Source organism: Corynebacterium sp. HMSC05C01, assembly GCF_001807155.1.
GTDB classification, from domain to species: Bacteria; Actinomycetota; Actinomycetes; order Mycobacteriales; family Mycobacteriaceae; genus Corynebacterium; species Corynebacterium coyleae.
Map to the genome: position 1 here is coordinate 1 of NZ_KV787944.1, position 24,456 is coordinate 24,456.

Genomic DNA, 24,456 nt, shown 5'->3' on the forward strand with positions numbered 1-24,456 from the left:
GTGGTGGACCCACGCTGCGAACCGCTCGCGGCTCTCGGTGAGCTTCTCCACTGTTTCGTCCAGGTCGAACCGTGCGACCGGGCCGAGGCGGACGGTGTCGACGCCCTCGTCGTCGACGAAGAACGCGAGGATCAGCGAGTTGTTCGGGTAGAAGCCGAGGATGCCGGGGAGGTTCGCGAGGATCTCGCCGTGGGATGCAAGCGTGTGAGAATGGGTGGACATGGCAGTGCTCCTTTGCACGAATACGGGGTGTATGTGGTCAATCCCGTATTCGGCCCGGCTCTGCCGGTCGCAGGCGTATCCCAGCAGTGCAGCACTCATGTGTGCCGAGCGTCGCTAGCGCAGCCTGATGCCTTCTCGCCGGGTGCGAGCGCTAGCGACGCAGCCTGTGCTTAAGCGTCGGCTTCGATGCGCTTGAGAGCGCGATAGATCGTCGGCCGCGAGACGTTAAAGGTGCGCGCTACAGCGCTGACGGACTTGCCGCCGTCGATAAGCTCCTTGGCCATCTGCGCCTGCTCAGCGCTGAGCTTCGGCTTGGGGCCGGCGACCCTGCCCTGTGCGCGGGCGTGCGCCACGCCCTCACGGGTGCGCTGGACAAGCAGGTCACGCTCCCACTCGGCAAGACTTGCCATGACGTTGATAACCACCTTGTCGGTGGGCTTCGACGTGTCCAGCGCTGGCTCCAACACCTTGACGTTGATGTCACGCTCGGCGAGGTCAGCGATGGTGTTCACGGTGCCCGCGAGGCTGCGGCCGAGCCTGTCCAAGCGCGTGACAACGAGCGTGTCGTCGGGGCGCATGTACGCCAGCGCGTCATCAAGACCAGGCCGTTGCCAGTTGGTGCCGGAGATGGTGTCTGAGTAGATGTGGTCCGGGTCGCAGCCAGAGCCTGAACGCTCAGATGACTTCGAGCCTGACTTCTAGCCTGGAACCGCTGGTAGAAGTAGCTGTATCTGAGGCAATGTCGAAAGAGCCTAAGAGCCTGCACGAGGCAGCAGAAGCCTCTAAGAAGGCTCACAGCGCTCTGCTCCAGGAGAAGGAGTCCAACGAAAAGCTGCTGGAGGAGATACGCGCAGAACGCAAGCAGTATAACGACGATATGGAAAAGTCGAACACGAACTTTATTAAGGCCTGCATGTCTGCCTCGTGGATTGCAGCCAGTGTTCTCTTCGTTGCTATCGCACTCGTTGCTGTCGGAGCCTTGGGGAACGGGCTGCTAAGTATGCTCGGCATACCCGACGGCGTGTCTGCCTTGTGGGGTCACGTCCAGGAGGCCAACGGCATCGGCCCAACACTGGGCTGGTTGGCGTTAACACTTATCGTCATAGGGGTTCTTATAGCGCTTATGACCTGGATGTTGTCCCAGGCTGCGCCGGGTATTGCTCACTTAGTCGAGGAATACCGTCGCAATCACCCGAGGAAAGAAACGAACCACTAACTAGAACACGTGCACCGTAAAAAGTAAAAATCCCCACAACACAGCGTAGCGGTTAACCGCTACGCTTCTTTTATGCTCTTCCTATGCCCCAACTTTGCAACAGCACCAATAAACTGGCGCCCCGGTTATAAGTTGGGGCGCCAAGTCGATGTGCTCGAGTCGGGGGATGTTAGTGGCCGGTGCCAAGCCGGCCAGACAGGCGGTTCAGCCGGTCCTGACTGGGACCGTCGAGCCCGATAATGGACACGGTTTTGCCTCTGTCCTGGAACTTCTGCGTAATCGCGTCAAAGGTCGCGACCGTGGAGGCATCCCAGATCTCCGCCTCAGTGAGATCAATAGTGATATGACGGGCAGAATCGGTGTAATCAAAGCGATAAACCAGGTCATTGCTTGATGCCCAAAACAACTGGCCATGCACCCGGTAGGTACGAGTATCAATCTCGCCATCGCCGTCGCCGTCGATCTCGGAGACCTTTTCAATGGAAGCGATATGTGCCATCCGACGGGCGAACATGATCATCGCGGTGACCACACCCAACACCACACCAATGGCCAGGTTGCTGGTGGCTAGGGTGGCAATAATCGTCACGGCCATAACAATGGTCTCAGAGACCGGCATGAGTTTAAGGGTGCGTGGATGCACCGAGTGCCAGTCGATGGTGCCGACCGAGACCATGATCATGATTGCCACCAGCGCAGCCATCGGGATCATGCCAACGATGTCGCCCAGTGCCAGGACCAGGACCAGCAGGAACACACCGGCTAACAGGGTGGATAGGCGGGTACGTGCCCCGGATTCGCGGACGTTGATCATGGTTTGACCGATCATCGCGCAGCCACCCATGCCGCCGAAGAAACCGGAGGCAATATTAGCCACCCCCTGTCCCCAGGATTCACGAGTTTTATCGGAATGAGTGTCGGTGATGTCATCGACGAGCTTGGCGGTCATCAACGATTCCATGAGACCGACCACGGCCATGGCCAGGGCATAAGGCGCGATGATCTGCAGGGTCTCCAACGTCCACGGCACGTTCGGAATAAACAGGGACGGTAAGGTCTCCGGCATCTTGCCCATGTCCGAGACCGTCGGGACAGTCAAACCGGCGGCAATGACCAAACCGGTGAGCACGATAATCGTGACCAGCGGGGCGGGGATCACACTGGTGAGCTTGGGGAAGAAAATCATGATCACCACACCCAAGCCGACGAGTGGGTAGACTATCCAAGGCACATCAATGAGGTGTTCGAGTTGGGCGGTGAAAATCATAATGCCCAGTGCATTGACGAAACCCAGCATCACCGATCGGGGGATAAAACGCTGAAGTTTCGCCACACCGAGGGCGCCGAGCACGATTTGTAGGACACCGCCCAACAGGACGGTGGCGATGAAATAATCCATCCCGTAACCACGCGCCACAGGAGCAATGACTAGGGCAATAGCCCCGGTGGCGCCGGTGATCATTGCCGGGCGGCCACCGGTAAAGGCGATCGCAATGGCCATGACTACCGAGGAAAACAGACCCATGGCTGGGTCAACACCGGCAAGGATGGAAAAGGCAATGGCCTCAGGGATCAGCGCCAGGGATACCGCCAGTCCGGCCAGAATCTCTATACGGATACGGGCGGGGGAAGAAAATGCGTAACGGAAGGATGCGATGATCCCGGTAGGGGCATCAGCGCCGTCTGGACTCAGGAGGGGGCGGGGGGCCGCCGTGCTAGTTTCAGTCATAGATGTCCAATCTTTGAGGGGATAGGTAACTGGGCGAACGCCCGAAAGGAATCCAACCCTCTAGTAACTTTAGGTTTGGTGATGGTGGTCATGGTAGCGGGAGTTTTACTCAACCGCCAACCCAGGCACAGGAACCCGTGGGCAACATCACCGTGAAGGAGAACAGGCAATGCAAAACAGTAATTTCAAGATCGGCGAGGTCGTTGACCAGACGGGGTTGTCGATTCCCACCTTGCGTTATTATGACAACGTCGGCCTGATTACCCCATCGGGGCGTAGCCCTGGTGGGTTCAGGCTTTATAGTGAGGCTGATGTACGTCGTGTTTTGCTGGTGCGACGGATGAAACCGCTGGGGTTTACTCTGGATCAGATGCGGGAATTCCTGGAAGCTGCGGAGATTCTTCATAGTTCAGATGGCGGGCAGGACAGTGATACCGCACAGCAGGCACGGAGTAATGCCAAGGCCACCCTTGCCGACATTCGTGAGGAGACGCGCACCCGCTACGAAAAGCTACGCAAGCAAATTGCCTACGCTGAGGAATTCCTCGATCTGGTCAACACCCTGGTACCCTAAACTGCCCCCATCCTTCGCAGGGAGAAAAAGACCATCGTATTGAATGCGCTCTGTCGAATCGCGTTCCAGATGAAGTGGACGAACGCCCGCGGCCTCTCCGGAGTGGATGGCGATAGTACAGAGGACTTCTGAAATCCGTGCAGACGACTCCTCAAAACGACACAGTCATCCAAGGTCACAAAATCGAAAATTGTCACTTAACCCCATCACTTCCAAACCGGCTTAAGTGACAAAATGCCATCGCTAAAGTCCCGATTTGAGTCCCAGGACGTGCGCCTTAAGAGAAATAACTAAAGCCCCTACCAGTGTTTCTCCTGGTAGGGGCTTGGAAGTTGGTAGCGGGGGCAGGATTCGAACCTACGACCTCTGGGGTAACAAGAGCCGTGTCATACTTCCTGCGAACGCCACGGTTGAGCAGTGTCGCCCCCGATACACGAAGGCAGATCTCCCCCGAACTGCCGGCTCCCGTGGCGTTCCTTCGTAAGAGCTTTGCGCGCCGCAGCGCATGCGCGCGATTGTTGACGTGTCACACACTGCAACCTAGTTCCACACGATCTGCACCGATTCAGGGTTAAAGGTCTTGGTGCCGCGCACGCCACGGCGCAGGCGCACCTGGCACAGGGTATTGATGACTCGGCGCTGCACGGCAAGCTCTGCGTTGTCGAAGGCATCCACGGGCGAGGCGTAGCCGGTTGTGTCGAGCAGCGCCGATGCGCCAGCAAGACGGGCACGGCGCGTTTCGAGTTTCTCGATCTGCGGCTCATAACGGTTTCGCGCGCGCTTGAGGTCACGGGCCTCGATAAGCTCCTCATCGTAGTCAGCCTGGACGCGGGCGAGCTTTGCGCGAAGCTCAGCGAGTTCGTCGTCGATGGCGTTGACCTCGTCGTCGTCCACAGTCGGCAGCAGGTCCGCCAGGTCGTCACGGCCAAGGCGGGCGCGGATCACGGCGAGCACAAAATCATCGACGCTATGTGTGCGCACTAATCCACAGGCGGCGCAGCGGTAGCGGTCGGCATGTGTGCGCACGGGGTTGCCACACTCGTCGCAGACATACAGACCCGAGCCGAGATGGCGGCGAGTGTTCCGGCGCTCCTTGTTGGTCAGCCGGTCGGGATCGTCGAGCACGTTCTGCACGCGCCACCACAGATCTGGTGTGACGATCGGCTCCCACTGCCCTTTCACCGGCTCGCCGGTATCGGGGTCGCGGACGATATGCGTGACACGGCGGTATTTGTTCTTCACGCCTTTGCGCTTGGCCTTCTTATAAGTGGAGTAACCCGCATACACGGGGTTGCGCAGGATCGAGTGCAACGACGTGTAGGCCCACGGCTGCGCGTCGGGAACCGGCTTTTCTTCCTGGCCTTCAGCGCGGCGTCGAGCGTTGCGCTCTGTGACCACGGTGTACATATGGCGCGGCGTGGTCGGGATATCCGGCAAGCCCGGTTGATCGACCCCAGATAAGGCGCGCGCAATGTCGCGCATGGAGTTGCCCCTCTCGACAGCGCGGAACATACCGAGCACGGCGGCGGCTTCGGATGGAATGATCTCGCCGGTGGAGGTGTAGCCGATAGGGCGCACACCGCCGGAGTACCAGCGGCCCTGCTCGGCGCGTTGCTGTTGCGCACGAGACTGGCGCATGCTCTTTCGCTCGATCTCGCCGCGTGCCACGGCTGCTTTGATGCGCGCGTACATTCTGCCGCCGTCGGTGGCAAGGTCAGCATCACCGTTCGCAGTGACGAGTTTCAGCCCCTGCTCCTCTGCCCTGTCGATCCACTCTTCGAGCTGCCAGGGCTGCCGTGTGAGGCGGTCGAGGTCCCAGCAAATGATCGCGTCGATCTCGCCGCGCTCAAAGGACGCCACCATCGCGTCGTAGTCGGGGCGGTCCACGTCCTTCTTCGACGCGGAGATCGACTGATCGACGTAGGTATGCACGACGTCCCAGCCGCGTTGCTCGGCAAGGGCTTCGCAGTCCTGGCGCTGCCGGTCGATGGCGAGGCCGTCCATGGCAGCATCGAGCGAGATACGGAGGTAAATAGCAGCACGTGTTGTCATGCCGCTAACACTAGCGCGCCTCAGGTTACATTGAAACGAAACTCCACGACGTCGCCGTCGACCATGACGTAGTCCTTGCCTTCTTGGCGGACCTTGCCGTGGGCGCGGGCCTCGGCCATGGAGCCGAGCGCGTCCAGGTCTTCGAAGCCGACGATCTCGGCCTTGATGAAGCCCTTTTCAAAGTCGGAGTGGATCACGCCTGCGGCCTTCGGGGCGGTGTCCCCCTTGTGAATCGTCCAGGCGCGAGCCTCCTTCGGGCCTGCGGTGAGGTAGGTCTGCAGGCCGAGGGTGTCAAAGCCGGCCTTGGCCAGGGTCTTCAAACCTGGTTCGTTTTGGCCGACGGCGGCGAGGAGCTCGGCTGCGTCTTCGTCGTCAAGTTCGAGCAGCTCGGTTTCGGTCTGGGCGTCGAGGAACACAGCCTCGGCAGGGGCGACGAGTTCGCGCAGTTCCTGTTTCTTCGCCTCGTCGGTCAGCACGGCTTCGTCGGAGTTGAAGACGTAGAGGAACGGCTTGGCGGTCATCAGGTGCAGGTGATGCAGCAGCGCCAGGTCGATGTCGCCGGTCTTGGAGGCGGCGAAGAGGGTGCGGCCGTCTTCGAGAATGGCCTGGGCCTTCTTAGCCTCCTCGGCCTGGTCGGCGACGTCCTTGTCCTTGCGGCCTTCCTTCTCCAGGCGTGGCAGGGCCTTTTCGATGGTCTGCAGGTCCGCGAGGATCAGCTCGGTGTTAATCACGTCGATGTCCGAGGACGGGTTGACCTGGCCGTCGACGTGGATGACGTTGTCGTCGGAAAACGCACGCACCACCTGGCAGATCGCGTCCGCCTCACGGATGTTGGCCAAGAAGGCGTTACCCATGCCCTCGCCCTCGGACGCGCCCTTGACGATGCCGGCGATGTCCACGAAGGACACGGTTGCTGGCAGCACGCGCTCCGAGTCGAAGATCTCCGCCAGCCGATCCAGGCGCGGATCCGGCAGCTCCACCAGGCCGATGTTCGGCTCGATGGTGGCGAACGGGTAGTTAGCGGCAAGCACCTCGTTGCGCGTCAGCGCATTAAACAAGGTGGATTTACCGACGTTGGGCAGACCGACAATTCCAAGAGTAAGGCTCACGGCGCTCCATCCTATCCCACGTTGTGGCGCTGGTTGTGAGGGGTTCGTCGCAAAGCAATGTGCAGTGGGGCACAATAGTTCGCGTGACCGCTCCGAATCAGACTGCAGATAAGCGCGACGACCGCGTCGATCGCATCGTGGTGTTTAACGCCTGGGTTTCCTCCGGGGCGAAATTTACGCTGCGACTGCTGGTCATCGCACTGTTTTTCTTCGCAATAGGCAAGCTCATCGGCGCCTTCTGGGTGGGTGTGTTGCCTGCGGTGCTCGCGCTGATTGTGTGCACGGTGCTTGCCCCGGTTGCGAGCTGGCTGCGCAACCATAAGTTCGCCGATGGCCTCGCGGCCATGGTGACCATGTTGCTGTTCTTCGGCGTGCTGGCAGCCCTCGGCATGATCGTTGCCCCAGACATTGTGGGCCAGTCGCGGCTGCTGTACATCCAGGCGCTCGAGGGTGTGCAGCGCCTGCAGTTGTGGGCGCAGGGTCCACCGCTGAACCTTAACCCGGAGAACCTGAACGAGGGTGTCGACGAGATCACGCGGTGGGTTCAAAACCAGGCCGGTGCCATCGCCGGCGGAGTGTTTTCCGGCATCAACACCGCCGCGGGGCTGTCGGTAACGCTGATGGTGCTGATCGTGCTGACCTTCTTCTTCCTGAAGGACGGCCACCGCTTCCTGCCGTGGCTGCGCGGCGCGACGGGCGGACGCACGGGACTCCACTTCACGGAACTGTTGACCCGCGCTTGGAACACCCTGTCGGGCTTCATCAGGGCGCAGGCGGTGTGTTCCCTCATCGATGCGCTGGTGATCGGCATCGGCATTGCCATCGTCGGCGTTCCCATGGCGTTCACGCTTGCGATTATTACGTTCGTTGCAGGCTTCATCCCGATCGTCGGTGCGGTGGTCGCGGGCGCGCTGGCGGTCCTGATCGCACTGGTCACGCTCGGGTTCACCAAAGCCCTGATCGTGCTCGGCATCGTCCTGGCCACCCAGCAGCTTGAGGGCAATGTGCTCTCTCCCCTGCTGCAGTCCAAGGCGATGAACTTGCACCCGGTGATCGTGCTGATCTCCGTGACCGTCGGCGGTGGCCTCTTCGGCCTCATGGGCGGTTTCCTCGCGGTGCCGACAGCTGCGATGATCGCTGTGGTGTACCGCTACGTGTTGGATATCCTGCGCATCAACGCCGGCGAGGTCAGTGCCGAGGACCTCACTTTTGCCACCGAAGAGGGCAAGCTCATCGCGGAAATCGACGAGGCAGAGTCGGTGCACAAGCGCGAGGCGTGGCGCGGCGAGCGCGACTGGGTCAACGCTCCGCAGACCCCCGAAGAGGACGTGCAAGAAGGTGATGAGGACAAGGAGTCGCCCCACTTCGCGTCGAACAGCTTGAAGAAGTTGCGCGAGGTAGGCAATCGCACCATCTTGCGCCGCAGGGAGTTCGAACATAAAAGCGAACCCGACGAGTAGTGTGTCGTGCCGGGGTGGTTAGATCTCCGGCATGCAAACCTCCACGGTCTTTCTCATCCTTGCAACGGGTCTCCTCGCCGGGTTTATCGTCGGGGTGTTCACCGGCGTGGCGTGGTTTCGTCGTTCTGCCCCACAGCCAGCTCCGCCGCAGGATCTACGCCCCGTCGCTCGCGCGTTGAAGGACATGCGTGAGCAGCTTGATGCGATGGATAAGCAGCAGGCGGTGGCGTCGTCGGCAATCGCAGGGCAGGTGCAGGCGATCGGGCGCACCTCCGCGCGCCTCGGTGACCGCACCGATCAACTCATCACTGCGCTGCGCTCCCCGCAGACGCGCGGGCGTTGGGGCGAGATGCAGCTGGAGCGCGTCGTGGAGCTCGGAGGCATGCTCGAACATGTCGACTTTGATACGCAGGCGCACATGCGTATCGACGACACCCGGGTCCGCCCCGACATGATCATCCGCCTCACCCAGGGCCGAAACATCGTGGTGGACGCGAAAGTTCCGTTCGGCTCTTACCTCGACGCGCTGAACACAGACGATCCTGAGGAACACGAGGCCCACCTGCGCCGCCATGCGCATTTGCTGCGTTCGCATGTGGATACGTTGTCAAACAAGACCTACATCAACGCGTTTCAGCCGACCCCGGAGTTCGTCGTGTTGTTTGTGCCAGCTGACCCGTTTTTGGATGCCGCGCTCGGGCTCGATCCGGAACTGCTTGACTATGCGTTTTCGCGCGACGTGGTCATCGCCACCCCGACCACACTGTTTGCGCTGCTACGCACAGTGGCGCTGGGGTGGCGGCAGGAAGCTATCAACGCGTCCGCGAAGGAGGTGCAGCGCCTCGGTGCGGAACTGCATCAGCGTTTATCGACGATGGCCCGCCACTACAACAAAGTCGGCGCCTCATTGGAGAAGGCAGTTGAGGCATACAACGCCACGTTGGCGTCGATGGATTCCCGCGTAATGGTGACGGCCCGCAAGCTTGAGGAGGCCAACGTTCCCGTACGGCGGGAGCAGGCGCCCGAGCTGAATCCGGTTTCAACGCGTGCCCGGCACATGGCGGAGGACAATGACAGGTAAGCTGCGTCAGCGTGTCACATCTTTCGAGCCGGAGCCATTCCCCTACGTCCGCCACCTTTGTTGGGTTGCCGACGGGGTCTGGCCTCGGCATCGTGTTCGCCGCCCTGTTCACCGGCGTGCTGCTGTCGCTGTCCGCAGGTGTAATTTCGTGGCCGTTTCTTGCGCTGTATGCCCTCGCGGTCATCGTGGTGACCACGTTGGTGAACCCGAAGGGGCTTTCCCTGACGGTGACGAGCGCACCATTAATGTTTGTCGCCGCGCTGGTGGCTACGGGGTATGTCATGTCGCGCGAGAGCCTGTCGGCTGGCGGCGCGAGCGCTAAGACTGCACTGCTCGGTATCGCGTACCCGGTGGCGGAGTACTTCCCGGTGCTGTTTTTCACCACCGCGGGCTCGCTGCTTATCGCTGCGGTGCGGCTGCGACTGATCCGTCGGCAAAACGATGCGATTCGCCGACGCGAAACCGCCCAGCGGACCTCGCAGAACCGCAGCAACCGTCGCACAAATTCTCAAGGGCGGAGGGCTCGCGAGCAGGCTCGGTCGGTTCCTGTGCAGGAGTTGTTGGAGCGGGCGAAGTCGGAGGGGGCGCGTCGTCGCAAGGCAAATGCGAGTGGCTCGCGTAGATCCGGAGAAACCGGTGGTTCTTCACGTGCGGTTCACCGCCTCGGCGAGGACTTGTACAAAGGCTAAAGGCCTTGTCCCGATGTCAACGGGGCAAGGCCTTTGGTCGTTCTCGGCGGGGTTTATGCCTCGAGCGGTGCCTCGCGGCGCGGCAGGCGCAGTTCGCGCGGCAGCGAGAAGGTGATGGTCTCCACGGTGGTGGTGATCTCTTCCACGTCGCCGTAGCCCTTCTCCCCCAGATAGTCGAGCAGTTCGCGCACGAGGATGTCCGGCACCGAGGCGCCAGAGGTCACGCCAACGGTGTTGACACCCTCGAACCAGGCATCGTCGACTTGGTGGGCGTAATCGACCAGGTGGGACTCCTGCGCGCCGGCCTCGAGCGCGACCTCGACGAGGCGCTTCGAGTTGGACGAGTTCTGGGAGCCGACCACGATGACCAGGTCACTTTGCGGCGCGATCTTCTTCACCGCGGCCTGGCGGTTTTGGGTGGCGTAACAAATGTCGTCGCTCGGCGGGTTCTCCAAGTTCGGGTAACGCTCGTGCAGTTTGTTGACGATCTCCATGGTCTCGTCGACAGACAGCGTCGTCTGGGACAGCCACACCAGCTTCTGCCCCTCCGGGAAGTCCGGCAGGCGGTCGACGCCGTCGACGCCGTCGACGAGGTGGGTGATGTCCGGAGCCTCACCTGCGGTGCCTTCGACCTCTTCGTGGCCTTCGTGGCCGACGAGCAGGATGTGGTAGCCGTCGCGGGCGAAGCGCTTCGCCTCGTTGTGCACCTTAGTCACCAGCGGGCAGGATGCATCGAGGGTGTGCAAGCTGCGCTCCTTGGCGGATTCGCGCACTGCGGGCGACACACCGTGGGCGGAGAACACGAGGTGGGATCCTTCGGGGACCTCGTCGGTTTCGTCGACAAAGATCACGCCGCGGTCCTGCAGCGTCTCCACCACGTACTTGTTGTGCACGATCTCCTTGCGCACGTAGACGGGGGCGCCGTACTTCTCCAGCGCCTTTTCTACGGTCTCCACGGCGCGATCCACGCCTGCACAGTATCCGCGTGGGGACGCGAGTAGCACTTTCTTACCCTGATCAGTCATGGAACCAACCCTAACGAATCTACGTCAAAAACAGTAGGCGGGTAATTCGTGCCCGCCGGGTACTGTTTACCTGGCAGAAGTACTGGGGAGAAAGGAGCATCGCGTGACAGAAACACAAGGTGTGCAAGGTGCGCAGAGTGCGCCGCCGAAGAGCACGCCGGAAACGCCGTGGTCTGTGGCCAAGCTCAATAACTCCGTGAAGAGTTGGATCGACCGGCTGGGTTGGTTGTGGATTGAGGGTCAGCTCACGCAGATTAATACGAAGCCGTCGTGGCGGCTGTCGTATATGACGTTGCGGGATACGCAGGAGCAGGTGTCGGTGCAGTTGACGGCGGAGACGTCGCTGCTCACCGGCATGGCTGTGCCGTTGAAGGACGGCGACCGCGTGGTGGCGTATGGCAAGCCGACGTTTTATCAGGGCCGCGGCTCGTTTTCGATGAAGGTGGCGGAGATCCGCCACGTTGGCGCAGGCGAGCTGTTGGCGCGCATTGAGGCGTTGCGTAAACAGTTGGCGGCCGAGGGCCTGTTTGATCCGGCGCGGAAGCGCCCGCTGCCCTACCTTCCGAAAAAGGTTGGTCTAATCACGGGGCGTGGTTCGGCTGCTGAGCGTGACGTGGTCACGGTGGCGCAGGGACGTTGGCCACAGGTGAACTTCGAGATCATCAACACGCCGGTACAGGGGCCGACGACCGTGCCTGCGGTGATCGAGGCACTGCAGGTGCTGGATCGCGATCCGGACGTGGAGGTGATCATCATCGCCCGCGGCGGCGGTTCGGTTGAGGACTTGTTGCCGTTTTCGGAGGAGGCCCTGCAACGCGCGGTGGCGGCCGCTGGCACACCTGTCATTTCGGCGATTGGCCACGAGCCGGATAACCCGGTGCTGGACAATGTGGCTGATGTTCGCGCCGCCACCCCGACCGATGCTGCGAAGCGTGCCGTGCCGGATGTTGTGCAGGAGCGTGCGCTTATCGACGAAGCACGTGCCCGCATGTCCGCCGCCCTGCGCGGATGGGTGCAGCGGGAGCGAAATGGCCTCGCGTCGATTCGCACCCGTCCTGCCCTAGCGGATCCGATGATGGCGATCACGCGCCGCCGCGAGGAAGTGGAGCGCGCCCAGGCGTTGATCCGCCGCGACATTTCCCATGTGCTGCAGCGTGAGAACCAGCAGGTCTCGGCGTTGCGCGCGCAGGTGTCGGCGCTCGGCCCCTCTGCAACCTTGGCCCGTGGTTACGCCGTGGTGCAGGTGGTTCCGCGCGACCACTCAGGCGCAGAGGTTGTGACCTCTATTGATCAGGCTCAGCCCGGCGCGCAGCTGCGTATCCGTGTCGGCGATGGCTCGATTACCGCCGCTTCGATGTCCACCACTCCCGCTGATTAATGCAACCAGCTGAAGTCAACTAAGAACGTTTAAGGAACACTCATGACAGACAACACGTTTGGATCCGGCCAGGCGAACGACAATGCTTTCCCGGACCCGGAGACGCTGACCTACGAGCAGGCTCGCGATGAGCTTGTGGAGACGGTGAAGATTTTGGAGCTCGGCCAGATGAGTTTGGACGAGTCGTTGAAGTATTGGGAGCGCGGTGAGGCGCTGGCGAAGCGGTGCGAGGTGCTTCTCGACGGCGCTTCGAAGCGCGTCGAAGAAGCCATCAGCACCCGTCAGGTCAGCGGGCAGGCTCCTGAGCAGTAAGTACTAGAAGCTACTGGGGTGTGATCGGAGTAGCCTTCAGCGCTGCGCTGATGAGCTCTTCGAACTCGTCCGTGCTGCCTGCGCCGGTGACGACGAAGCGTGCGTCGCCGGCGTCCACAATCCACAGGTCGCGGACCTCGCGTTCGTCGCTGGTGTAGACCTCGACGTCGGTGTCGTCGATACGCACTGTGCGATCGAGCATGCGGTTGTCGGCGTTGGAGGCCTGGAGCGCCGCATCCTTATCGACGCCAGTCTGGGTGAGTTGCAGGTAGCCACGGTTCGGGGTGACCCACCCGACGACGGGTGCCGAGTTGCCGGCAAGCATGCTGCGGCGCGCCGAGTTGGTGGTCCAGCCTTCTGGCATCTGCGGGTAGCGCACCGGGTAGTTCACCGCACGCGCCTCGAGGTCGAGGAACGCTTCTGCGTCGACCTCCTGCACGGGGCCGGATTCTGGGGCGCCGGGGTTGAAGGAGCACAGCCCGGTCGCGCCGACAGCGACGAGCATGAGCACCACAATGAGCACGGCGTTGATTGCCATGTCTCGGCCGTTTTGGAAGATGCGGGGTTTCTTGTCGTTTGCCACGCGTTTCAGTATGTCATGAGCCACCTGCACCCCAGAACGGGCGGGCTTCTCCCCCGTAAAGGTGGGCGATACCAACACTTCGGCGTGTGGAAGTGCCAGAATAGAGGGGTCGATTTTTGTCCTCTGGAGGAAGGCCCCCGCGATGACTGAACAGTCTGATCTTGTCCCTGACCGCAATCTAGCAATGGAGCTCGTCCGTGTGACGGAGGCGGCAGCGCTCGCCTCCGGCCGTTGGGTGGGTCGCGGACAGAAGAACGAGGGCGACGGCGCCGCCGTGAACGCGATGCGCAAGATGATCAACTCCGTGGAGATGGACGGCGTGATCGTGATCGGCGAAGGCGAGAAGGACGAGGCCCCGATGCTGTTCAACGGCGAGCAGGTTGGCACCGGCCGTGGTGCTGCGGTGGATATCGCCGTTGACCCGGTAGATGGCACCCGCTTGATGGCAGAGGGTCGCCCGAACGCGATTTCTGTTATTGCTGCCGCGGATCGTGGCTCCATGTTCAACCCGCAGGACGCGTTCTACATGAACAAGATTGCTGTCGGCCCGGAGGCGGTCGGCGCGATTGATATCACCGCTTCTGTAGAGGACAACATCAGGTCGGTTGCAAAGGCGAAGGGCGTTCGTCCGGCTGACATCACGGTTGTTGTGTTGGATCGCCCGCGTCACGACAAGCTTGTCGAGGAAATCCGTGCCGCCGGCGCCAAGGTTCGCTTCATCATGGACGGTGACGTGGCTGGTGCGATCGCTGCTGCGCAGCACGACAACGGCATCGACATCGCAATGGGCATCGGCGGCACCCCGGAAGGTGTTGTCACCGCGTGTGCGCTGAAGTGCCTCGGCGGGGAGATCCAGGGCATGCTCGCGCCGCAGTCCGACGAGGAGCGCGAGAAGGTACTCGCCGCTGGCCACGACCTGGATCGTGTCCTGGGTATCAACGACCTGGTCACCTCTGATAACTGCTACTTCGCCGCTACCGGCGTGACCAACGGTGACATGCTGCGTGGCGTGACCTACCGCAAGTCTGGCGCCACCACCCGTTCGCTGGTGATGCGTTCGAAGTCCGGCACCGTGCGCTACGTCGAATCCCAGCACCAGCTGGCCAAGCTGCAGGACTACTCGGTGGTCGATTACTCCGAGCCAACCGAGTAGAACCCTGGCTGCTGCCCTGCGCCTTCTCAGCGAAGAGCGCGGGGCTTTGTCGTTCTAGAACAAGGCTCCAATGACTGCTGCGCTAGCCGCGAAGTTGTTGGCTACGGCACGATGAAACTCGCAGTGATGCCGCCGTGGAACCGTGCGACCAGTGTGAGGCCGATGCCGCAGAAGAATGTGTAGACGATCACGGGTGGCGCGATATGGGCTGCAGCAAAGATGACGGAGGTGAGCAGCACGCTCGCTGCTGCCGGCATGAGCGTGTCAAAGTAGCCCATGAGCACACGGCGGAACACAATCTCTTCAATCACTGGCCCGAGTAGCAGATAACCGGCAAGCAAGATGAGCACCGGCGCCACACTTCCGGCATCTTTGGCTAAGTCATCTGCGGTTGAGCCTCCGCCTGGTTCCATCCCGATCAGCGAGCCGACGATAGCGCTCGACGCAGCCGCCCCGACGATCACTGCCGGAACTTGCCACAGCACATGCCAGCCTCGACTCCCTAGCCGCGTAAACCCCAGCTCGAGTCCGCGACTTTTCATGTAGCGGATAAGCAGCACCAAGGGCACAACGATGGAAATGAGAACCGCGAGGGGCAGCATGCTGATCGCGACGGTGCGGGACACGCTCGCGTGCACCAACAGCAAACCCTGCCCTGCTAAAAGGGCGTACATGGTGGCCATTGCTGCCAACGCCACCAGCGCATCCCTCAATGCGGGGGCCTTTTGTGTCCGGTTTTCAGACATTACAGCTCCCCGTTTTTGTTATCTGGGGCATAATCGATCTTTGGAAAGGCACGAGCGCACTTTAGCGTGCGTGGCGTGCATGGGACAGAAGTAAAGGACAATCATGGCTGATCAGGAATACCGCATCGAACATGACACGATGGGCGAGGTCAAGGTGCCCGTCGACGCTCTCTGGCGCGCCCAGACGCAGCGTGCTGTGGAGAACTTCCCAATCTCCGGCCGCGGCCTTGAGGCCCAGCAGATTCGCGCACTTGGTCTGCTGAAGGCTGCGTGTGCTCAGGTGAACAAGGACCTGGGCAAGCTGGACGCTGAGAAGGCGGACGCGATCATCGCTGCTGCGAAGGAGATTGCGGACGGCAAGCACGACGACCAGTTCCCGATCGATGTGTTCCAGACCGGTTCCGGCACCTCGTCGAACATGAACACCAATGAGGTTATCGCGTCCATCGCGAAGGCGAACGGTGTTGAGGTTCACCCGAACGACCATGTGAACATGGGCCAGTCCTCTAACGACACCTTCCCGACCGCTACTCACGTTGCTGCCACCGAGGCTGCCGCAAACGATCTCATCCCGGCGCTGAAGGTGCTCCAGGAGTCCCTGGAGAAGAAGGCGAAGGAGTGGCACGAGGTTGTGAAGTCGGGCCGCACCCACTTGATGGATGCCACCCCGGTCACCTTGGGTCAGGAGTTCTCCGGCTACGCACGCCAGATCGAGCTGGGTGTCGAGCGCGTCGAGGCGACCCTGCACCGTCTGGGCGAGCTGGCCATTGGCGGCACCGCTGTGGGCACCGGCATCAACACCCCGGCTGAGTTCGGTGGCAGGGTCACGGACGAGCTCAAGAAGCTCACCGGCCTCGATGAGCTCTCTGAGGCAAAGAACCACTTTGAGGCGCAAGCGAACCGCGACAGCCTGGTGGAGTTCTCCGGCGCGATGCGTTCCGTGGCGGTTTCCCTGTACAAGATTGCTAACGATATCCGCTTGATGGGCTCGGGCCCGCTGGCTGGTTTCGCTGAGATCCACCTGCCGGATCTGCAGCCGGGTTCCTCGATCATGCCGGGCAAGGTCAACCCGGTGCTGTGCGAGACCGCTACGCAGGTGTCCGCGCAGGTCATTGGTAATGACGCTGCTGTTGCGTTCGGCGGCACCCAGGGCCAGTTCGAGCTCAACGTGTTCATCCCGATGATGGCACGCAACGTGCTCGAGTCCTCCCGCCTGCTGGCGAACACTTCCCGTCAGTTCGCCACCAGGCTTGTCGACGGCATCGAGCCGAACGTCGAGCACATGCGCGAGCTTGCCGAGTCGTCCCCGTCGATCGTGACCCCGCTGAACTCTGCAATTGGTTACGAGAACGCAGCCAAGATCGCCAAGCATGCGATCAAGGAGGGCATCACCATCCGTCAGGCCACCATCGACCTTGGTTTCGTCGATGGTGAGAAGCTCACCGAGGAGGAGCTGGACAAGCGCCTCGATGTGCTGTCCATGGCCAACACCGACCGAAACTAGGCCGTAGCTCGCACCTAGCTAGAATCTGCCCCCAGCACTTCACTTCAACATGCTGGGGGCTTTTTCATGCCTGATTCTTTCTCCGAGCTGCGCACTGCCGGTGGCCCGAACAAGCCGTGGGTCGTCGGTGGTGTGCTCGCGCTGATTGTCGCCGTGATCGGCGTCGCGCTCGCTGCGGCATATTGGTACGCCAACCCGAAGCCGGAGCCGACCAACGAGGTGCCCGAAACCGTCACGGTGACCGCGCAGCCGCAGTTGCGTGACGACGACTCCACCTCCCCCACCGGCACCTACACCGGCACCCTGAACAGCCTGGAGGACAACGCGAAAGTGAAGGCCTGGCCAGCGGTGGCAACCTTCGGTGGTGGGACCGCGTCGGTGACGTATCCGTTGACCGGATGCACCGCACTGATCGGTGAGGACGGTGCGTCGGTGCCGTTGACGAAGCCGTGTGGGGATGGTTCGGGGCGGTGGGTCGTCGAAAAGCAAGAGCCCGGGATTGTGAAACTGACGTACTTTGAAGGCGAAAAAACGCTGGTAGAAGGGGAACTCTCCGCCGGTTTGCCTTAACATGCACCGGGTGTAATATTGCACCCCGTGCAAAATGAGGGAATTCGGGAACAGAAGCGCCGCGAGACGAAGCAACGCATCCGCAACGAGGCGGCGGCGCTTGTCGACAAGCGTGGCTACGACAACGTCACCGTCGACGACATCTGCCGCGAGGCAGGCATCTCCCGGCGAACCTTCTTCAACTATGTGGAATCTAAGGACGAGGCGATCTTGGGATCGTTTCCGTTCACCCTCGACGAGGACGCGCTGGACGCGATCCGCACGACCCAGAGCGACAACGTGCTGGAGCTTGTCATTCGTTCCATCGTGGTTGAGCCGGGCACGTTTGATGGTCCGGCGGCGAAGTGTCGTCGTCAATTACTGGAGAACAACCCGGGCTTGATGCACGCCGAAGCCGCCCGAAAGCGCGGATTCCTCACCGAAATTGGTCGCGCCCTCCGCGCCCACTTTGAAACCTTCCCGCAGGACCGCAAGCATTCGGGATCGCTGGAGGCGGAAGCACTATTCATCGTCGTGCTATTTCAAGGGGTCGTGACCAGGTACCTCTGGGCACCGCCTGATGAAGGAGACCCAATCGAGCTGCTCATCGAATACGCCAAAGACATCACGAATTACGCAAAGGACATGACATGGTAGACAACCGCGCGGGACGCCACCCACTTCAAGCCACTCCCCCGAACGTCGGCGTCGTGTTCGCCGCCCTGCTGCTGACCATGCTGATGAGTTCGCTGGGCCAGATGATCTTCGCCACGGCCCTGCCGACCATTGTTGGTGACCTCGGCGGCGTGGACCACATGAGCTGGGTCATCTCCTCGTTCTTGGTCACGATGACCATCGCGATGCCCATCAACGGCAAGCTTGGCGACGTATTGGGCCGCAAGTGGCTCTACATCACCGGCATCGGCCTGTTCGTAATCGGCTCCGCCATCGGCGGCTTTGCTAACACCATGGAGCTGCTCATCATCGGCCGCGCCATCCAAGGCCTCGGCGCGGGCGGCATGATGGTGAACTCGCAGTCCATCATCGCGGAAGTCGTTCCTGCTCGCGAGCGCGGCAAGTACATGGGCGTGATGGGCGCAGTATTTGGCGTGTCCTCGGTGCTCGGTCCGGTCCTCGGCGGCTGGTTTACCGACGGCCCCGGCTGGCGTTGGGCGCTCTGGATGAACATCCCGCTCGGCCTGCTCGCCATGACGGTATGCACCAAGGTGCTGAAGCTGCGCCGCGGATCCGCCAAGGGCATGAACTTTGACTACATCGGTACCACGCTGATGATCGTGGCCACCACGTCGCTGATCCTCACCACCACGTGGGGTGGCACGCAGTACGACTGGACCTCCCCGACCATCATCGCCACCAGCGCTATCGCTGTGATCGCTGCCGTGCTGTTCGTGATTGTCGAGCTGCGCGCGACTAACCCGCTGATCCCCATGGGGCTGTTCCGCAACCGCAACATGGTGCTGACCACCCTGGCGGGCACGGTGCTTGGCCTCGGGATGACCAGTGCTCTCGCCTACCTCCCGACGTACTTGCAAATGGTGCACGAACTGACCCCGACCGACGCGGGCCTTATGATGCTGCCGATGGTGCTCGGCATGCTCGGCACCGGCACGGCAGTCGGCTTCATCATCTCTCGCACCGGCCGCTACAAGATGTACCCACTGTCCGGCATGCTCATTACCACCGTGGGACTGTTCCTGTTCTCTCGGCTGAGCGTGGACACGTCGCTGACCGTGCTCGGGATCTACATGTTCATCTTCGGTTTCGGCCTTGGTCTGGTCATGCAGGTTCTTGTGCTCATCGTGCAGAACTCGTTCCCACTCGCCCAAGTGGGCACCGCAACGTCGACGAACAACTTCTTCCGCCAGATCGGCTCCGCTATCGGCGCCTCCCTGTCCGGCTCGTTGTTCATTCACAACATGCGCGAAAAGCTGGAGGAGCGCCTGCCGGAAGCTCTGGCGAAACTCGGCGAAGAAGGTGCTGCGCTAGGCAAGCAATTCGGTGAGGGTGCCGCGAACTCGCTAACCCCGAGCAGCGTGGCGCAACTGCCTCAGCCGGTGAAGGAAGTCGTGCTGTCGAGCTACAACGACGGCCTTACCCCCGTGTTCCTCCTCATGGTGCCGCTGGCCATCATCGCGTTCGTGATCCTCCTGCCGGTCAAGGAAGACCCACTCAAGGAAGATTTGAGCTAACCGGGAAACGAAAACGGCCCGGCCCCTCACATGGGGCCGGGCCGAACGCCGTTACATGGGCGCGGTTTACTTCTCGGTGATCACCGCGGCGAACGGCTCGCCTTCGCCAGCACGGGTCCAGTTGATGGAGCCGCGCTCGAACTCCTGGGTCCAGCCGGACTCGTCCGGGTTAGCAGCCTCCGGAGCCAGCGGGAAGCCCAGCTTCTTATCCACGTTGACGTCGGTCATCCACTCGTTGGCAATCTGACCCCAGGTCGGTGCGCCACCGGTGTTCTCATTCCAGGTGACGTAGTGCTCCTGGTCGTACGTAACGATCCAGCCTTCGTCGACCTGCTCAACCTTCATCGGCTCGCCCCAGGACGGCTCAGCAAACTTATCCATGGCAGCAACGACGCCAGCCGGAACCATTGCGGTGCCGCCGTCAGCAGTTGTAATCTCCTCGGTCGCCTCGGTGCCCTCGCCCGCAGCGCCGGTGGAGTCCGCGGAATCGGTTGCGGAAGCGTCAGCGGTTTCCGTCTTCGCAGCCGCAGTCTCAGTCTCTACGTTCGTCTCAGTAGCGGTGGTCTCCACAACCTCGGTCTCTGCCGCGGTGTCGTCGTCGTTAGAGCACGCAACTAACCCGGTAGCAGCCAGGGCTACAGCAGCGGCGGAAGCAGCGATCTTACGGGAAAACATAATTTGTCATACCTTTCATGTTGATTTAGGTGCGTCGCCCATTATGGGCACCGCGCGAACGTCGAGTCTTCTTCCCACCCGATCGGGGGTGTGATGTGTTGCGCGACGACCTGGGAGTTCTCCCCTTCGTAATACCAACAAAGTCCTGGACAGCGTCACAATCGTCCGATTTCCGCCACACGAGCGCAACCGTCGTGGTATTAACGCCTTCCCCCGGGTCGATCGGCAGCGCCTTAATCTGCTTCTTCGCAAGCGTCTTCAGCAACGGCAACGGCCCGTAGGCGATGCCGACGTTTGCGGCGACAACGGAAAGGGCGGTACGCAGATCGTCGATAAGCGTCTGCTCTGCGTACTCGAAATTCACAATCTCTTCCGCAAGATCCCCGCGATCAACCTCCCCCACCTCCGCATAATCGGAGTCCTTTGGCACTGCCACGCCCCAGGCCTCCTCGTAGAGCCGGACCACGTGGTATTCGTCCGTGACCCGCTCGTCCGGAAGCCTGACCAGCGCCGCGTCCGCATCCTTGCCGACGAGGGGAAACGGATCATCCGACGGCAATGTCGCAGGGTCCTCGCCCGACATTTGGGCATAGCGGCGGAACCACTTGCCGGGTTCAGTACCGGTGACGAACGCGATGGTGAGCATGGCAGGTAATGCTACCGTTTTGGGCATGAGTGAACAGACCCCATCCGGCACCGCAATGAAGCCGATGACCGCGGCGAAAAAACTCGGTATCTACCTTCCCGCCACTCCACAGGAGTTCCAGGACGGCGCCATCACCCACGCCGAACTGCGCGAACTGCAGGAAAACCCGCCCGCCTGGCTGCAAGAACTGCGCCTCAACGGCCCGCACCCCCGTACCGAGGTCGCACGCAAGCTCGGCATCTCGGTGACCGCGCTGAAAGCAGCCGGCGTTGAGCAGTCGATGACCACGGAGCAAATCCGCGCGCTTCTCGACGACCAACCGGACTGGCTACAAAAAGCCCGCGCCGCTCTCGCAGAGCAGCGCGGGCACAATGTCGACACCGCAAGCGCCGCCGACGGCCAGAACGACTAGAGCATCTTCCAGTCTTCGAGGCCCGGGTACAGCGGGTACTTCTCCGCCAGGGCCTCAACGCGGGCGCGCAGCGCCGGGATATCAGCCTTCTCGCCCTGGATCAGGGTCTCGGCGATGATGTCGGACACCTCGCGGAAGTCCTCCTCGCCGAAGCCACGGGTAGCAAGCGCCGACGTGCCGATACGCAGGCCAGAGGTGACCTTTGGCGGGCGCGGGTCGAACGGCACCGCATTGCGGTTGACCGTGATGCCTGCGGCGTGCAGGAGGTCCTCGGCCTGCTGGCCATCCATCGGCGAGTTACGCAGGTCCACCAGCACGAGGTGGACGTCGGTGCCGCCGGAGACAACGTCGATGCCGGCAGCCTTCGCGTCCTCGCTGGTAAGGCGCTCGGCCAGGATCTTCGCACCGTCGATGGTGCGCTGCTGACGGTCCTTGAACTCCTCCATGCCCGCGATCTTGAACGCGGTCGCCTTCGCAGCGATGACGTGCATGAGCGGGCCACCCTGCTGACCAGGGAAGACGGCGGAGTTGATCTTCTTGTTCAGCTCCTCATCGTTGGTCAGGATGAAGCCGGAACGGGGGCCACCCAGCGTCTTATGCACCGTGGAGGACACCACGTGCGCATGCGGGACCGGCGACGGGTGCAGGCCAGCCGCAACCAGGCCGGCGAAGTGGGCCATGTCAACCCACAGGTAGGCGCCGACCTCGTCCGCGATCGAGCGGAACTCAGCGAAGTCCTCGTGGCGCGGGTAGGCGGACCAGCCGGCGATGATCACCTTCGGCTTGACCTCGCGAGCCTGCTCACGCAGCTTGGCCATATCGATGAGGTGGGTGTCCTTCTCTACCTCGTACGCTGCCACGTTGTAGAGACGGCCGGAGAAGTTGATCTTCATGCCGTGGGTCAGGTGGCCGCCGTGAGCCAGGTTCAGGCCCAGGATGGTGTCACCCGGCTCCGCCAACGCCATCAGCACAGCGGCGTTCGCCTGCGCACCGGAGTGCGGCTGCACGTTTGCAAACTTTGCACCGAAGACTTCCTTGGCACGCTCCTGTGCCAGGGTCTCCACAACATCCACGTGCTCGCAGCCACCGTAGTAGCGCTTGCCCGGGTAGCCCTCGGCGTACTTGTTGGTCAGCACAGAACCCTGTGCCTCAAGTACGGCGCGCGGAACGAAGTTTTCAGACGCAATCATTTCGAGGGTGTTGCGCTGGCGCGCTAACTCGTCGACAATCGCGGCGTGAACTTCGGGGTCAAAAGTAGCCAGATCCTGGTAACGGAAATCTTCAGACACGTCCACCGGGTCCTTTCTCGTTCGGTCGTAGTTACCGCTTCGAAGTATATGTAAGCAACCCGGGTGTTATGTCGAATTCCATGCACAGGATCCAAGGTGAAACAATAGGGCCATGCCACGTGTCGATTCTTCGCCTTACCTCGATTTTCACCGCGAGGACTGGCGCAAACGTCGTGCCACCATGCCACAGGTGCTCACCGAAGATGAGCTCACCAAACTCGCAGGCATCGGTGAGAGCCTCGATCTGCAAGAGGTCGAAGACATTTACCTACCGCTGTCGCGCCTGATCCACCTGCAGGTACGAGCGCGCCAGAAACTGACCAAAGCCACCGAAACGTTCATCGGCGGCGATCCGGGGCATGTGCCGTTCATCATCGGGCTTGCAGGCTCGGTCGCAGTAGGCAAATCAACCACCGCGCGTGTGCTGCAGGTGCTACTTCAGCGCTGGGACTCCCACCCCCGCGTCGACCTGATCACCACTGACGGGTTCCTGCACCCCTCCGCAGTGCTCAAGGAGCGCGGTTTGATGGCGCGCAAAGGCTTCCCTGAGTCTTACGACCGCCGCAACCTCATGCGATTTGTCACCGAGGTGAAGTCCGGTCAGCCCCTGGTCAAGGCTCCGATCTACTCCCACGAGGCCTACGACATTCTCCCGGACGAGTACATCGAGGTACGCCAGCCAGACATCTTGATTCTGGAGGGCCTCAACGTATTGCAGACCGGCCCAACGCTGATGGTGTCGGACCTGTTCGACTTCTCCATCTATGTCGACGCCAAGACCTCCGACATCGAGCACTGGTACATCGAGCGCTTCCTCAAACTGCGCGATACCGCCTTCCAGGAGCCCGGCGCACACTTTGCTCACTACGCAGGTCTTGACGACGCGCAGGCGACCTACGCCGCACGCGAAATCTGGCAGTCCATCAACCTGCCAAACCTGGTGGAAAACATTCTGCCCACGCGGGTGCGCGCATCGCTTGTGCTGCGCAAGGATTACGACCACACCGTTCAGCGCGTCCGCATGCGCAAGCTCTAATTCGCCAGGGTTTTATTTGCCAAAGCGGCGGGAGCGCTGCGAATAGTCGCGCAGTGCTCGCAGGAAGTCGATCTTACGAAACGCTGGCCAGTACGTATCCGTGAACCAGATTTCGGAGTACGCGGCCTGCCACAGCAGGAATCCGGAAAGACGCTGCTCACCGGAGGTGCGGATCACCAGATCTGGGTCGGGCTGGCCCTTGGTGTAGAGGTGCTCACCAATCGAGTCGACCGTCACCGCCTCTTTGATTTCGGCGGGGGTTGCGCCGGCGGCTGCGGTGTCGTCGATAAGCGCACGCACCGCGTCCACGATCTCCTGGCGCCCGCCATAGCCCACCGCAATATTCACGGTCAGCCCGGCTTTCTCGGTAGTGGTAGCGGCGCTTTCTCGCATGCGTGCTGCCACATCGTCCGGCAGCAGGTCCAGTTGGCCGACCAAGCGCACGCGGCAGGTGTAATCCTCGGTGGCGAGGTCCTCGATGACTTCGGAGATGATGTCGAAGAGCAGCTCCACCTCCTCCGAGGTGCGCTGAAGGTTCTCGGTGGAAAGCAGGTAGATCGTGAGGACATCGACGTCCATTTCCGCAGACCAGCGAACCAAATCGCCAATCTTCGCGCCGCCGACTCTGTGGCCGTGGGAAATGTCCTTAAACCCCGACTCGCGAGCCCAGCGACGGTTCCCGTCAGCCATCACGGCGATGTGCTTCGGGCGTTTCTTTCCACGCAGCTCACGCTTAAGTCGTGCTTCGTACAGCTGGTACAGCGGGTAGCGCAGTTTGGAGAGGACAGACACAACGTTGATTCTAG

Annotated in this window: 26 protein-coding genes; 14 read left to right on the forward strand and 12 right to left on the reverse strand. The window is 61.5% G+C overall.

Annotation, left to right across the window (positions count from 1 at the left end; genetic code table 11):
• Both HMPREF3145_RS02380 and HMPREF3145_RS02385 read right to left on the reverse strand, forming a co-directional pair.
• Positions 1–222: DUF4192 family protein (locus HMPREF3145_RS02380; RefSeq protein WP_141740784.1), on the reverse strand; the 222-nt coding region annotated here is incomplete at its 3' end.
• A gap of 170 nt (positions 223–392) precedes the next feature.
• On the reverse strand, positions 393–866 hold the full coding sequence (locus HMPREF3145_RS02385) for a recombinase family protein (RefSeq protein WP_083279346.1): 474 nt from the start codon (positions 864–866) through the stop codon (positions 393–395).
• Positions 867–901: 35 nt separating this feature from the next.
• On the opposite strand from HMPREF3145_RS02385, the gene HMPREF3145_RS02390 reads away from it, so the two are divergent.
• The gene (locus HMPREF3145_RS02390; RefSeq protein ID WP_246817468.1) at positions 902–1,438 is read left to right on the forward strand and encodes a hypothetical protein; all 537 of its coding nucleotides are present in this window, start codon (positions 902–904) and stop codon (positions 1,436–1,438) included.
• Positions 1,439–1,607: 169 nt separating this feature from the next.
• Here the strand turns inward: HMPREF3145_RS02390 and HMPREF3145_RS02395 are convergent, their stop codons facing one another.
• A complete protein-coding gene (locus tag HMPREF3145_RS02395) occupies positions 1,608–3,167 on the reverse strand; it encodes a SulP family inorganic anion transporter (RefSeq protein WP_034664651.1) in 1,560 nt (519 codons plus the stop codon).
• 169 nt (positions 3,168–3,336) lie between these two features.
• Here HMPREF3145_RS02395 and HMPREF3145_RS02400 point away from each other — a divergent pair, with 169 nt between their 5' ends.
• Complete coding sequence (locus HMPREF3145_RS02400; protein WP_048733850.1) at positions 3,337–3,741, forward strand: MerR family transcriptional regulator; 405 nt, start codon at positions 3,337–3,339, stop codon at positions 3,739–3,741.
• Positions 3,742–4,281: 540 nt separating this feature from the next.
• Here the strand turns inward: HMPREF3145_RS02400 and HMPREF3145_RS02405 are convergent.
• A complete protein-coding gene (locus tag HMPREF3145_RS02405; protein WP_070421670.1) occupies positions 4,282–5,793 on the reverse strand; it encodes a recombinase family protein in 1,512 nt (503 codons plus the stop codon).
• A gap of 20 nt (positions 5,794–5,813) precedes the next feature.
• Positions 5,814–6,902 carry a redox-regulated ATPase YchF gene (gene ychF, locus HMPREF3145_RS02410; protein WP_070421671.1) on the reverse strand — a complete coding sequence of 363 codons (1,089 nt, stop codon included), beginning with the start codon at positions 6,900–6,902 and terminating at the stop codon, positions 5,814–5,816.
• An 83-nt stretch (positions 6,903–6,985) separates the two neighbouring features.
• On the opposite strand from ychF, the gene HMPREF3145_RS02415 reads away from it, so the two are divergent.
• The 3 genes from HMPREF3145_RS02415 to HMPREF3145_RS02425 are packed head-to-tail and all read left to right on the forward strand — an operon-like array spanning position 6,986 to position 10,132.
• A complete protein-coding gene (locus HMPREF3145_RS02415; protein WP_070421672.1) occupies positions 6,986–8,362 on the forward strand; it encodes an AI-2E family transporter in 1,377 nt (458 codons plus the stop codon).
• 31 nt (positions 8,363–8,393) lie between these two features.
• Positions 8,394–9,443, forward strand: coding sequence for a DNA recombination protein RmuC (locus HMPREF3145_RS02420; RefSeq protein ID WP_070421673.1), 1,050 nt, complete (start codon positions 8,394–8,396; stop codon positions 9,441–9,443).
• A gap of 11 nt (positions 9,444–9,454) precedes the next feature.
• On the forward strand, positions 9,455–10,132 hold the full coding sequence (locus HMPREF3145_RS02425) for a DUF6542 domain-containing protein (RefSeq protein ID WP_210384140.1): 678 nt from the start codon (positions 9,455–9,457) through the stop codon (positions 10,130–10,132).
• 53 nt (positions 10,133–10,185) lie between these two features.
• Here the strand turns inward: HMPREF3145_RS02425 and HMPREF3145_RS02430 are convergent, their stop codons facing one another.
• Positions 10,186–11,157 (reverse strand): 4-hydroxy-3-methylbut-2-enyl diphosphate reductase, encoded by a 972-nt coding sequence (locus HMPREF3145_RS02430; RefSeq protein ID WP_070421675.1) that lies wholly within the window; start codon positions 11,155–11,157, stop codon positions 10,186–10,188.
• A gap of 103 nt (positions 11,158–11,260) precedes the next feature.
• On the opposite strand from HMPREF3145_RS02430, the gene xseA reads away from it, so the two are divergent.
• Together xseA and HMPREF3145_RS02440 are read left to right on the forward strand one after the other, a co-directional pair.
• Positions 11,261–12,535: an exodeoxyribonuclease VII large subunit gene (xseA, locus tag HMPREF3145_RS02435; RefSeq protein ID WP_246817470.1), complete on the forward strand. Its 1,275-nt coding sequence runs from the start codon at positions 11,261–11,263 to the stop codon at positions 12,533–12,535.
• 42 nt (positions 12,536–12,577) lie between these two features.
• Positions 12,578–12,847 carry an exodeoxyribonuclease VII small subunit gene (locus tag HMPREF3145_RS02440; RefSeq protein ID WP_070421676.1) on the forward strand — a complete coding sequence of 90 codons (270 nt, stop codon included), beginning with the start codon at positions 12,578–12,580 and terminating at the stop codon, positions 12,845–12,847.
• A 10-nt stretch (positions 12,848–12,857) separates the two neighbouring features.
• Here HMPREF3145_RS02440 and HMPREF3145_RS02445 read toward each other — a convergent pair whose 3' ends face one another.
• Positions 12,858–13,430 carry a DUF4245 domain-containing protein gene (locus HMPREF3145_RS02445; RefSeq protein ID WP_083279348.1) on the reverse strand — a complete coding sequence of 191 codons (573 nt, stop codon included), beginning with the start codon at positions 13,428–13,430 and terminating at the stop codon, positions 12,858–12,860.
• 142 nt (positions 13,431–13,572) lie between these two features.
• On the opposite strand from HMPREF3145_RS02445, the gene glpX reads away from it, so the two are divergent.
• Positions 13,573–14,583: a class II fructose-bisphosphatase gene (gene glpX, locus HMPREF3145_RS02450; protein WP_070421677.1), complete on the forward strand. Its 1,011-nt coding sequence runs from the start codon at positions 13,573–13,575 to the stop codon at positions 14,581–14,583.
• Positions 14,584–14,684: 101 nt separating this feature from the next.
• Here glpX and HMPREF3145_RS02455 read toward each other — a convergent pair whose 3' ends face one another.
• Complete coding sequence (locus HMPREF3145_RS02455; RefSeq protein WP_083279349.1) at positions 14,685–15,329, reverse strand: CPBP family intramembrane glutamic endopeptidase; 645 nt, start codon at positions 15,327–15,329, stop codon at positions 14,685–14,687.
• Positions 15,330–15,432: 103 nt separating this feature from the next.
• Between HMPREF3145_RS02455 and HMPREF3145_RS02460 the strand changes: the two genes are divergently transcribed.
• From HMPREF3145_RS02460 to HMPREF3145_RS02475, 4 genes are all read left to right on the forward strand, one after another.
• A complete protein-coding gene (locus tag HMPREF3145_RS02460; RefSeq protein ID WP_070421679.1) occupies positions 15,433–16,833 on the forward strand; it encodes a class II fumarate hydratase in 1,401 nt (466 codons plus the stop codon).
• 66 nt (positions 16,834–16,899) lie between these two features.
• On the forward strand, positions 16,900–17,403 hold the full coding sequence (locus HMPREF3145_RS02465) for a hypothetical protein (protein WP_070421680.1): 504 nt from the start codon (positions 16,900–16,902) through the stop codon (positions 17,401–17,403).
• A 27-nt stretch (positions 17,404–17,430) separates the two neighbouring features.
• Positions 17,431–18,039: a TetR/AcrR family transcriptional regulator gene (locus HMPREF3145_RS02470; RefSeq protein WP_070421681.1), complete on the forward strand. Its 609-nt coding sequence runs from the start codon at positions 17,431–17,433 to the stop codon at positions 18,037–18,039.
• Positions 18,033–19,592, forward strand: coding sequence for an MDR family MFS transporter (locus HMPREF3145_RS02475; protein ID WP_070421682.1), 1,560 nt, complete (start codon positions 18,033–18,035; stop codon positions 19,590–19,592). Before HMPREF3145_RS02470 ends, HMPREF3145_RS02475 begins: the two co-directional genes overlap by 7 nt.
• 66 nt (positions 19,593–19,658) lie before the next feature.
• Here the strand turns inward: HMPREF3145_RS02475 and HMPREF3145_RS02480 are convergent, their stop codons facing one another.
• Together HMPREF3145_RS02480 and HMPREF3145_RS02485 are read right to left on the reverse strand one after the other, a co-directional pair.
• Positions 19,659–20,267 (reverse strand): hypothetical protein, encoded by a 609-nt coding sequence (locus tag HMPREF3145_RS02480; RefSeq protein WP_070421683.1) that lies wholly within the window; start codon positions 20,265–20,267, stop codon positions 19,659–19,661.
• Between the two features lie 25 nt (positions 20,268–20,292).
• Positions 20,293–20,913, reverse strand: coding sequence for a LysR family transcriptional regulator substrate-binding protein (locus HMPREF3145_RS02485; protein ID WP_070421684.1), 621 nt, complete (start codon positions 20,911–20,913; stop codon positions 20,293–20,295).
• Between the two features lie 25 nt (positions 20,914–20,938).
• Between HMPREF3145_RS02485 and HMPREF3145_RS02490 the strand changes: the two genes are divergently transcribed.
• Complete coding sequence (locus HMPREF3145_RS02490) at positions 20,939–21,325, forward strand: DUF5997 family protein (RefSeq protein ID WP_070421696.1); 387 nt, start codon at positions 20,939–20,941, stop codon at positions 21,323–21,325.
• Here HMPREF3145_RS02490 and glyA read toward each other — a convergent pair.
• The gene (glyA, locus tag HMPREF3145_RS02495; RefSeq protein WP_070421697.1) at positions 21,322–22,614 is read right to left on the reverse strand and encodes a serine hydroxymethyltransferase; all 1,293 of its coding nucleotides are present in this window, start codon (positions 22,612–22,614) and stop codon (positions 21,322–21,324) included. The two genes, HMPREF3145_RS02490 and glyA, sit on opposite strands and share 4 nt — an antisense overlap.
• Positions 22,615–22,726: 112 nt before the next feature.
• On the opposite strand from glyA, the gene coaA reads away from it, so the two are divergent.
• A complete protein-coding gene (coaA, locus tag HMPREF3145_RS02500; RefSeq protein ID WP_070421685.1) occupies positions 22,727–23,650 on the forward strand; it encodes a type I pantothenate kinase in 924 nt (307 codons plus the stop codon).
• A gap of 12 nt (positions 23,651–23,662) precedes the next feature.
• On the opposite strand, the gene HMPREF3145_RS02505 is transcribed toward coaA, so the two are convergent.
• Positions 23,663–24,442 (reverse strand): isoprenyl transferase, encoded by a 780-nt coding sequence (locus tag HMPREF3145_RS02505; RefSeq protein WP_070421686.1) that lies wholly within the window; start codon positions 24,440–24,442, stop codon positions 23,663–23,665.
• Positions 24,443–24,456: the final 14 nt, after the last annotated feature.

Coding starts and splice junctions, on each gene's coding strand:
- HMPREF3145_RS02485 (WP_070421684.1), bottom strand. CDS start 20,913: ATGCTCACCATCGCGTTCGTCACCGGTACTGAACCCGGCAAGTGGTTC.
- HMPREF3145_RS02405 (WP_070421670.1), bottom strand. CDS start 5,793: ATGACAACACGTGCTGCTATTTACCTCCGTATCTCGCTCGATGCTGCC.
- HMPREF3145_RS02460 (WP_070421679.1), top strand. CDS start 15,433: ATGGCTGATCAGGAATACCGCATCGAACATGACACGATGGGCGAGGTC.
- HMPREF3145_RS02455 (WP_083279349.1), bottom strand. CDS start 15,329: ATGTCTGAAAACCGGACACAAAAGGCCCCCGCATTGAGGGATGCGCTG.
- coaA (WP_070421685.1), top strand. CDS start 22,727: ATGCCACGTGTCGATTCTTCGCCTTACCTCGATTTTCACCGCGAGGAC.
- HMPREF3145_RS02480 (WP_070421683.1), bottom strand. CDS start 20,267: ATGTTTTCCCGTAAGATCGCTGCTTCCGCCGCTGCTGTAGCCCTGGCT.
- HMPREF3145_RS02390 (WP_246817468.1), top strand. CDS start 902: ATGACTTCGAGCCTGACTTCTAGCCTGGAACCGCTGGTAGAAGTAGCT.
- HMPREF3145_RS02440 (WP_070421676.1), top strand. CDS start 12,578: ATGACAGACAACACGTTTGGATCCGGCCAGGCGAACGACAATGCTTTC.
- HMPREF3145_RS02430 (WP_070421675.1), bottom strand. CDS start 11,157: ATGACTGATCAGGGTAAGAAAGTGCTACTCGCGTCCCCACGCGGATAC.
- glpX (WP_070421677.1), top strand. CDS start 13,573: ATGACTGAACAGTCTGATCTTGTCCCTGACCGCAATCTAGCAATGGAG.
- HMPREF3145_RS02465 (WP_070421680.1), top strand. CDS start 16,900: ATGCCTGATTCTTTCTCCGAGCTGCGCACTGCCGGTGGCCCGAACAAG.
- HMPREF3145_RS02395 (WP_034664651.1), bottom strand. CDS start 3,167: ATGACTGAAACTAGCACGGCGGCCCCCCGCCCCCTCCTGAGTCCAGAC.
- HMPREF3145_RS02420 (WP_070421673.1), top strand. CDS start 8,394: ATGCAAACCTCCACGGTCTTTCTCATCCTTGCAACGGGTCTCCTCGCC.
- HMPREF3145_RS02400 (WP_048733850.1), top strand. CDS start 3,337: ATGCAAAACAGTAATTTCAAGATCGGCGAGGTCGTTGACCAGACGGGG.
- HMPREF3145_RS02490 (WP_070421696.1), top strand. CDS start 20,939: ATGAGTGAACAGACCCCATCCGGCACCGCAATGAAGCCGATGACCGCG.
- HMPREF3145_RS02475 (WP_070421682.1), top strand. CDS start 18,033: ATGGTAGACAACCGCGCGGGACGCCACCCACTTCAAGCCACTCCCCCG.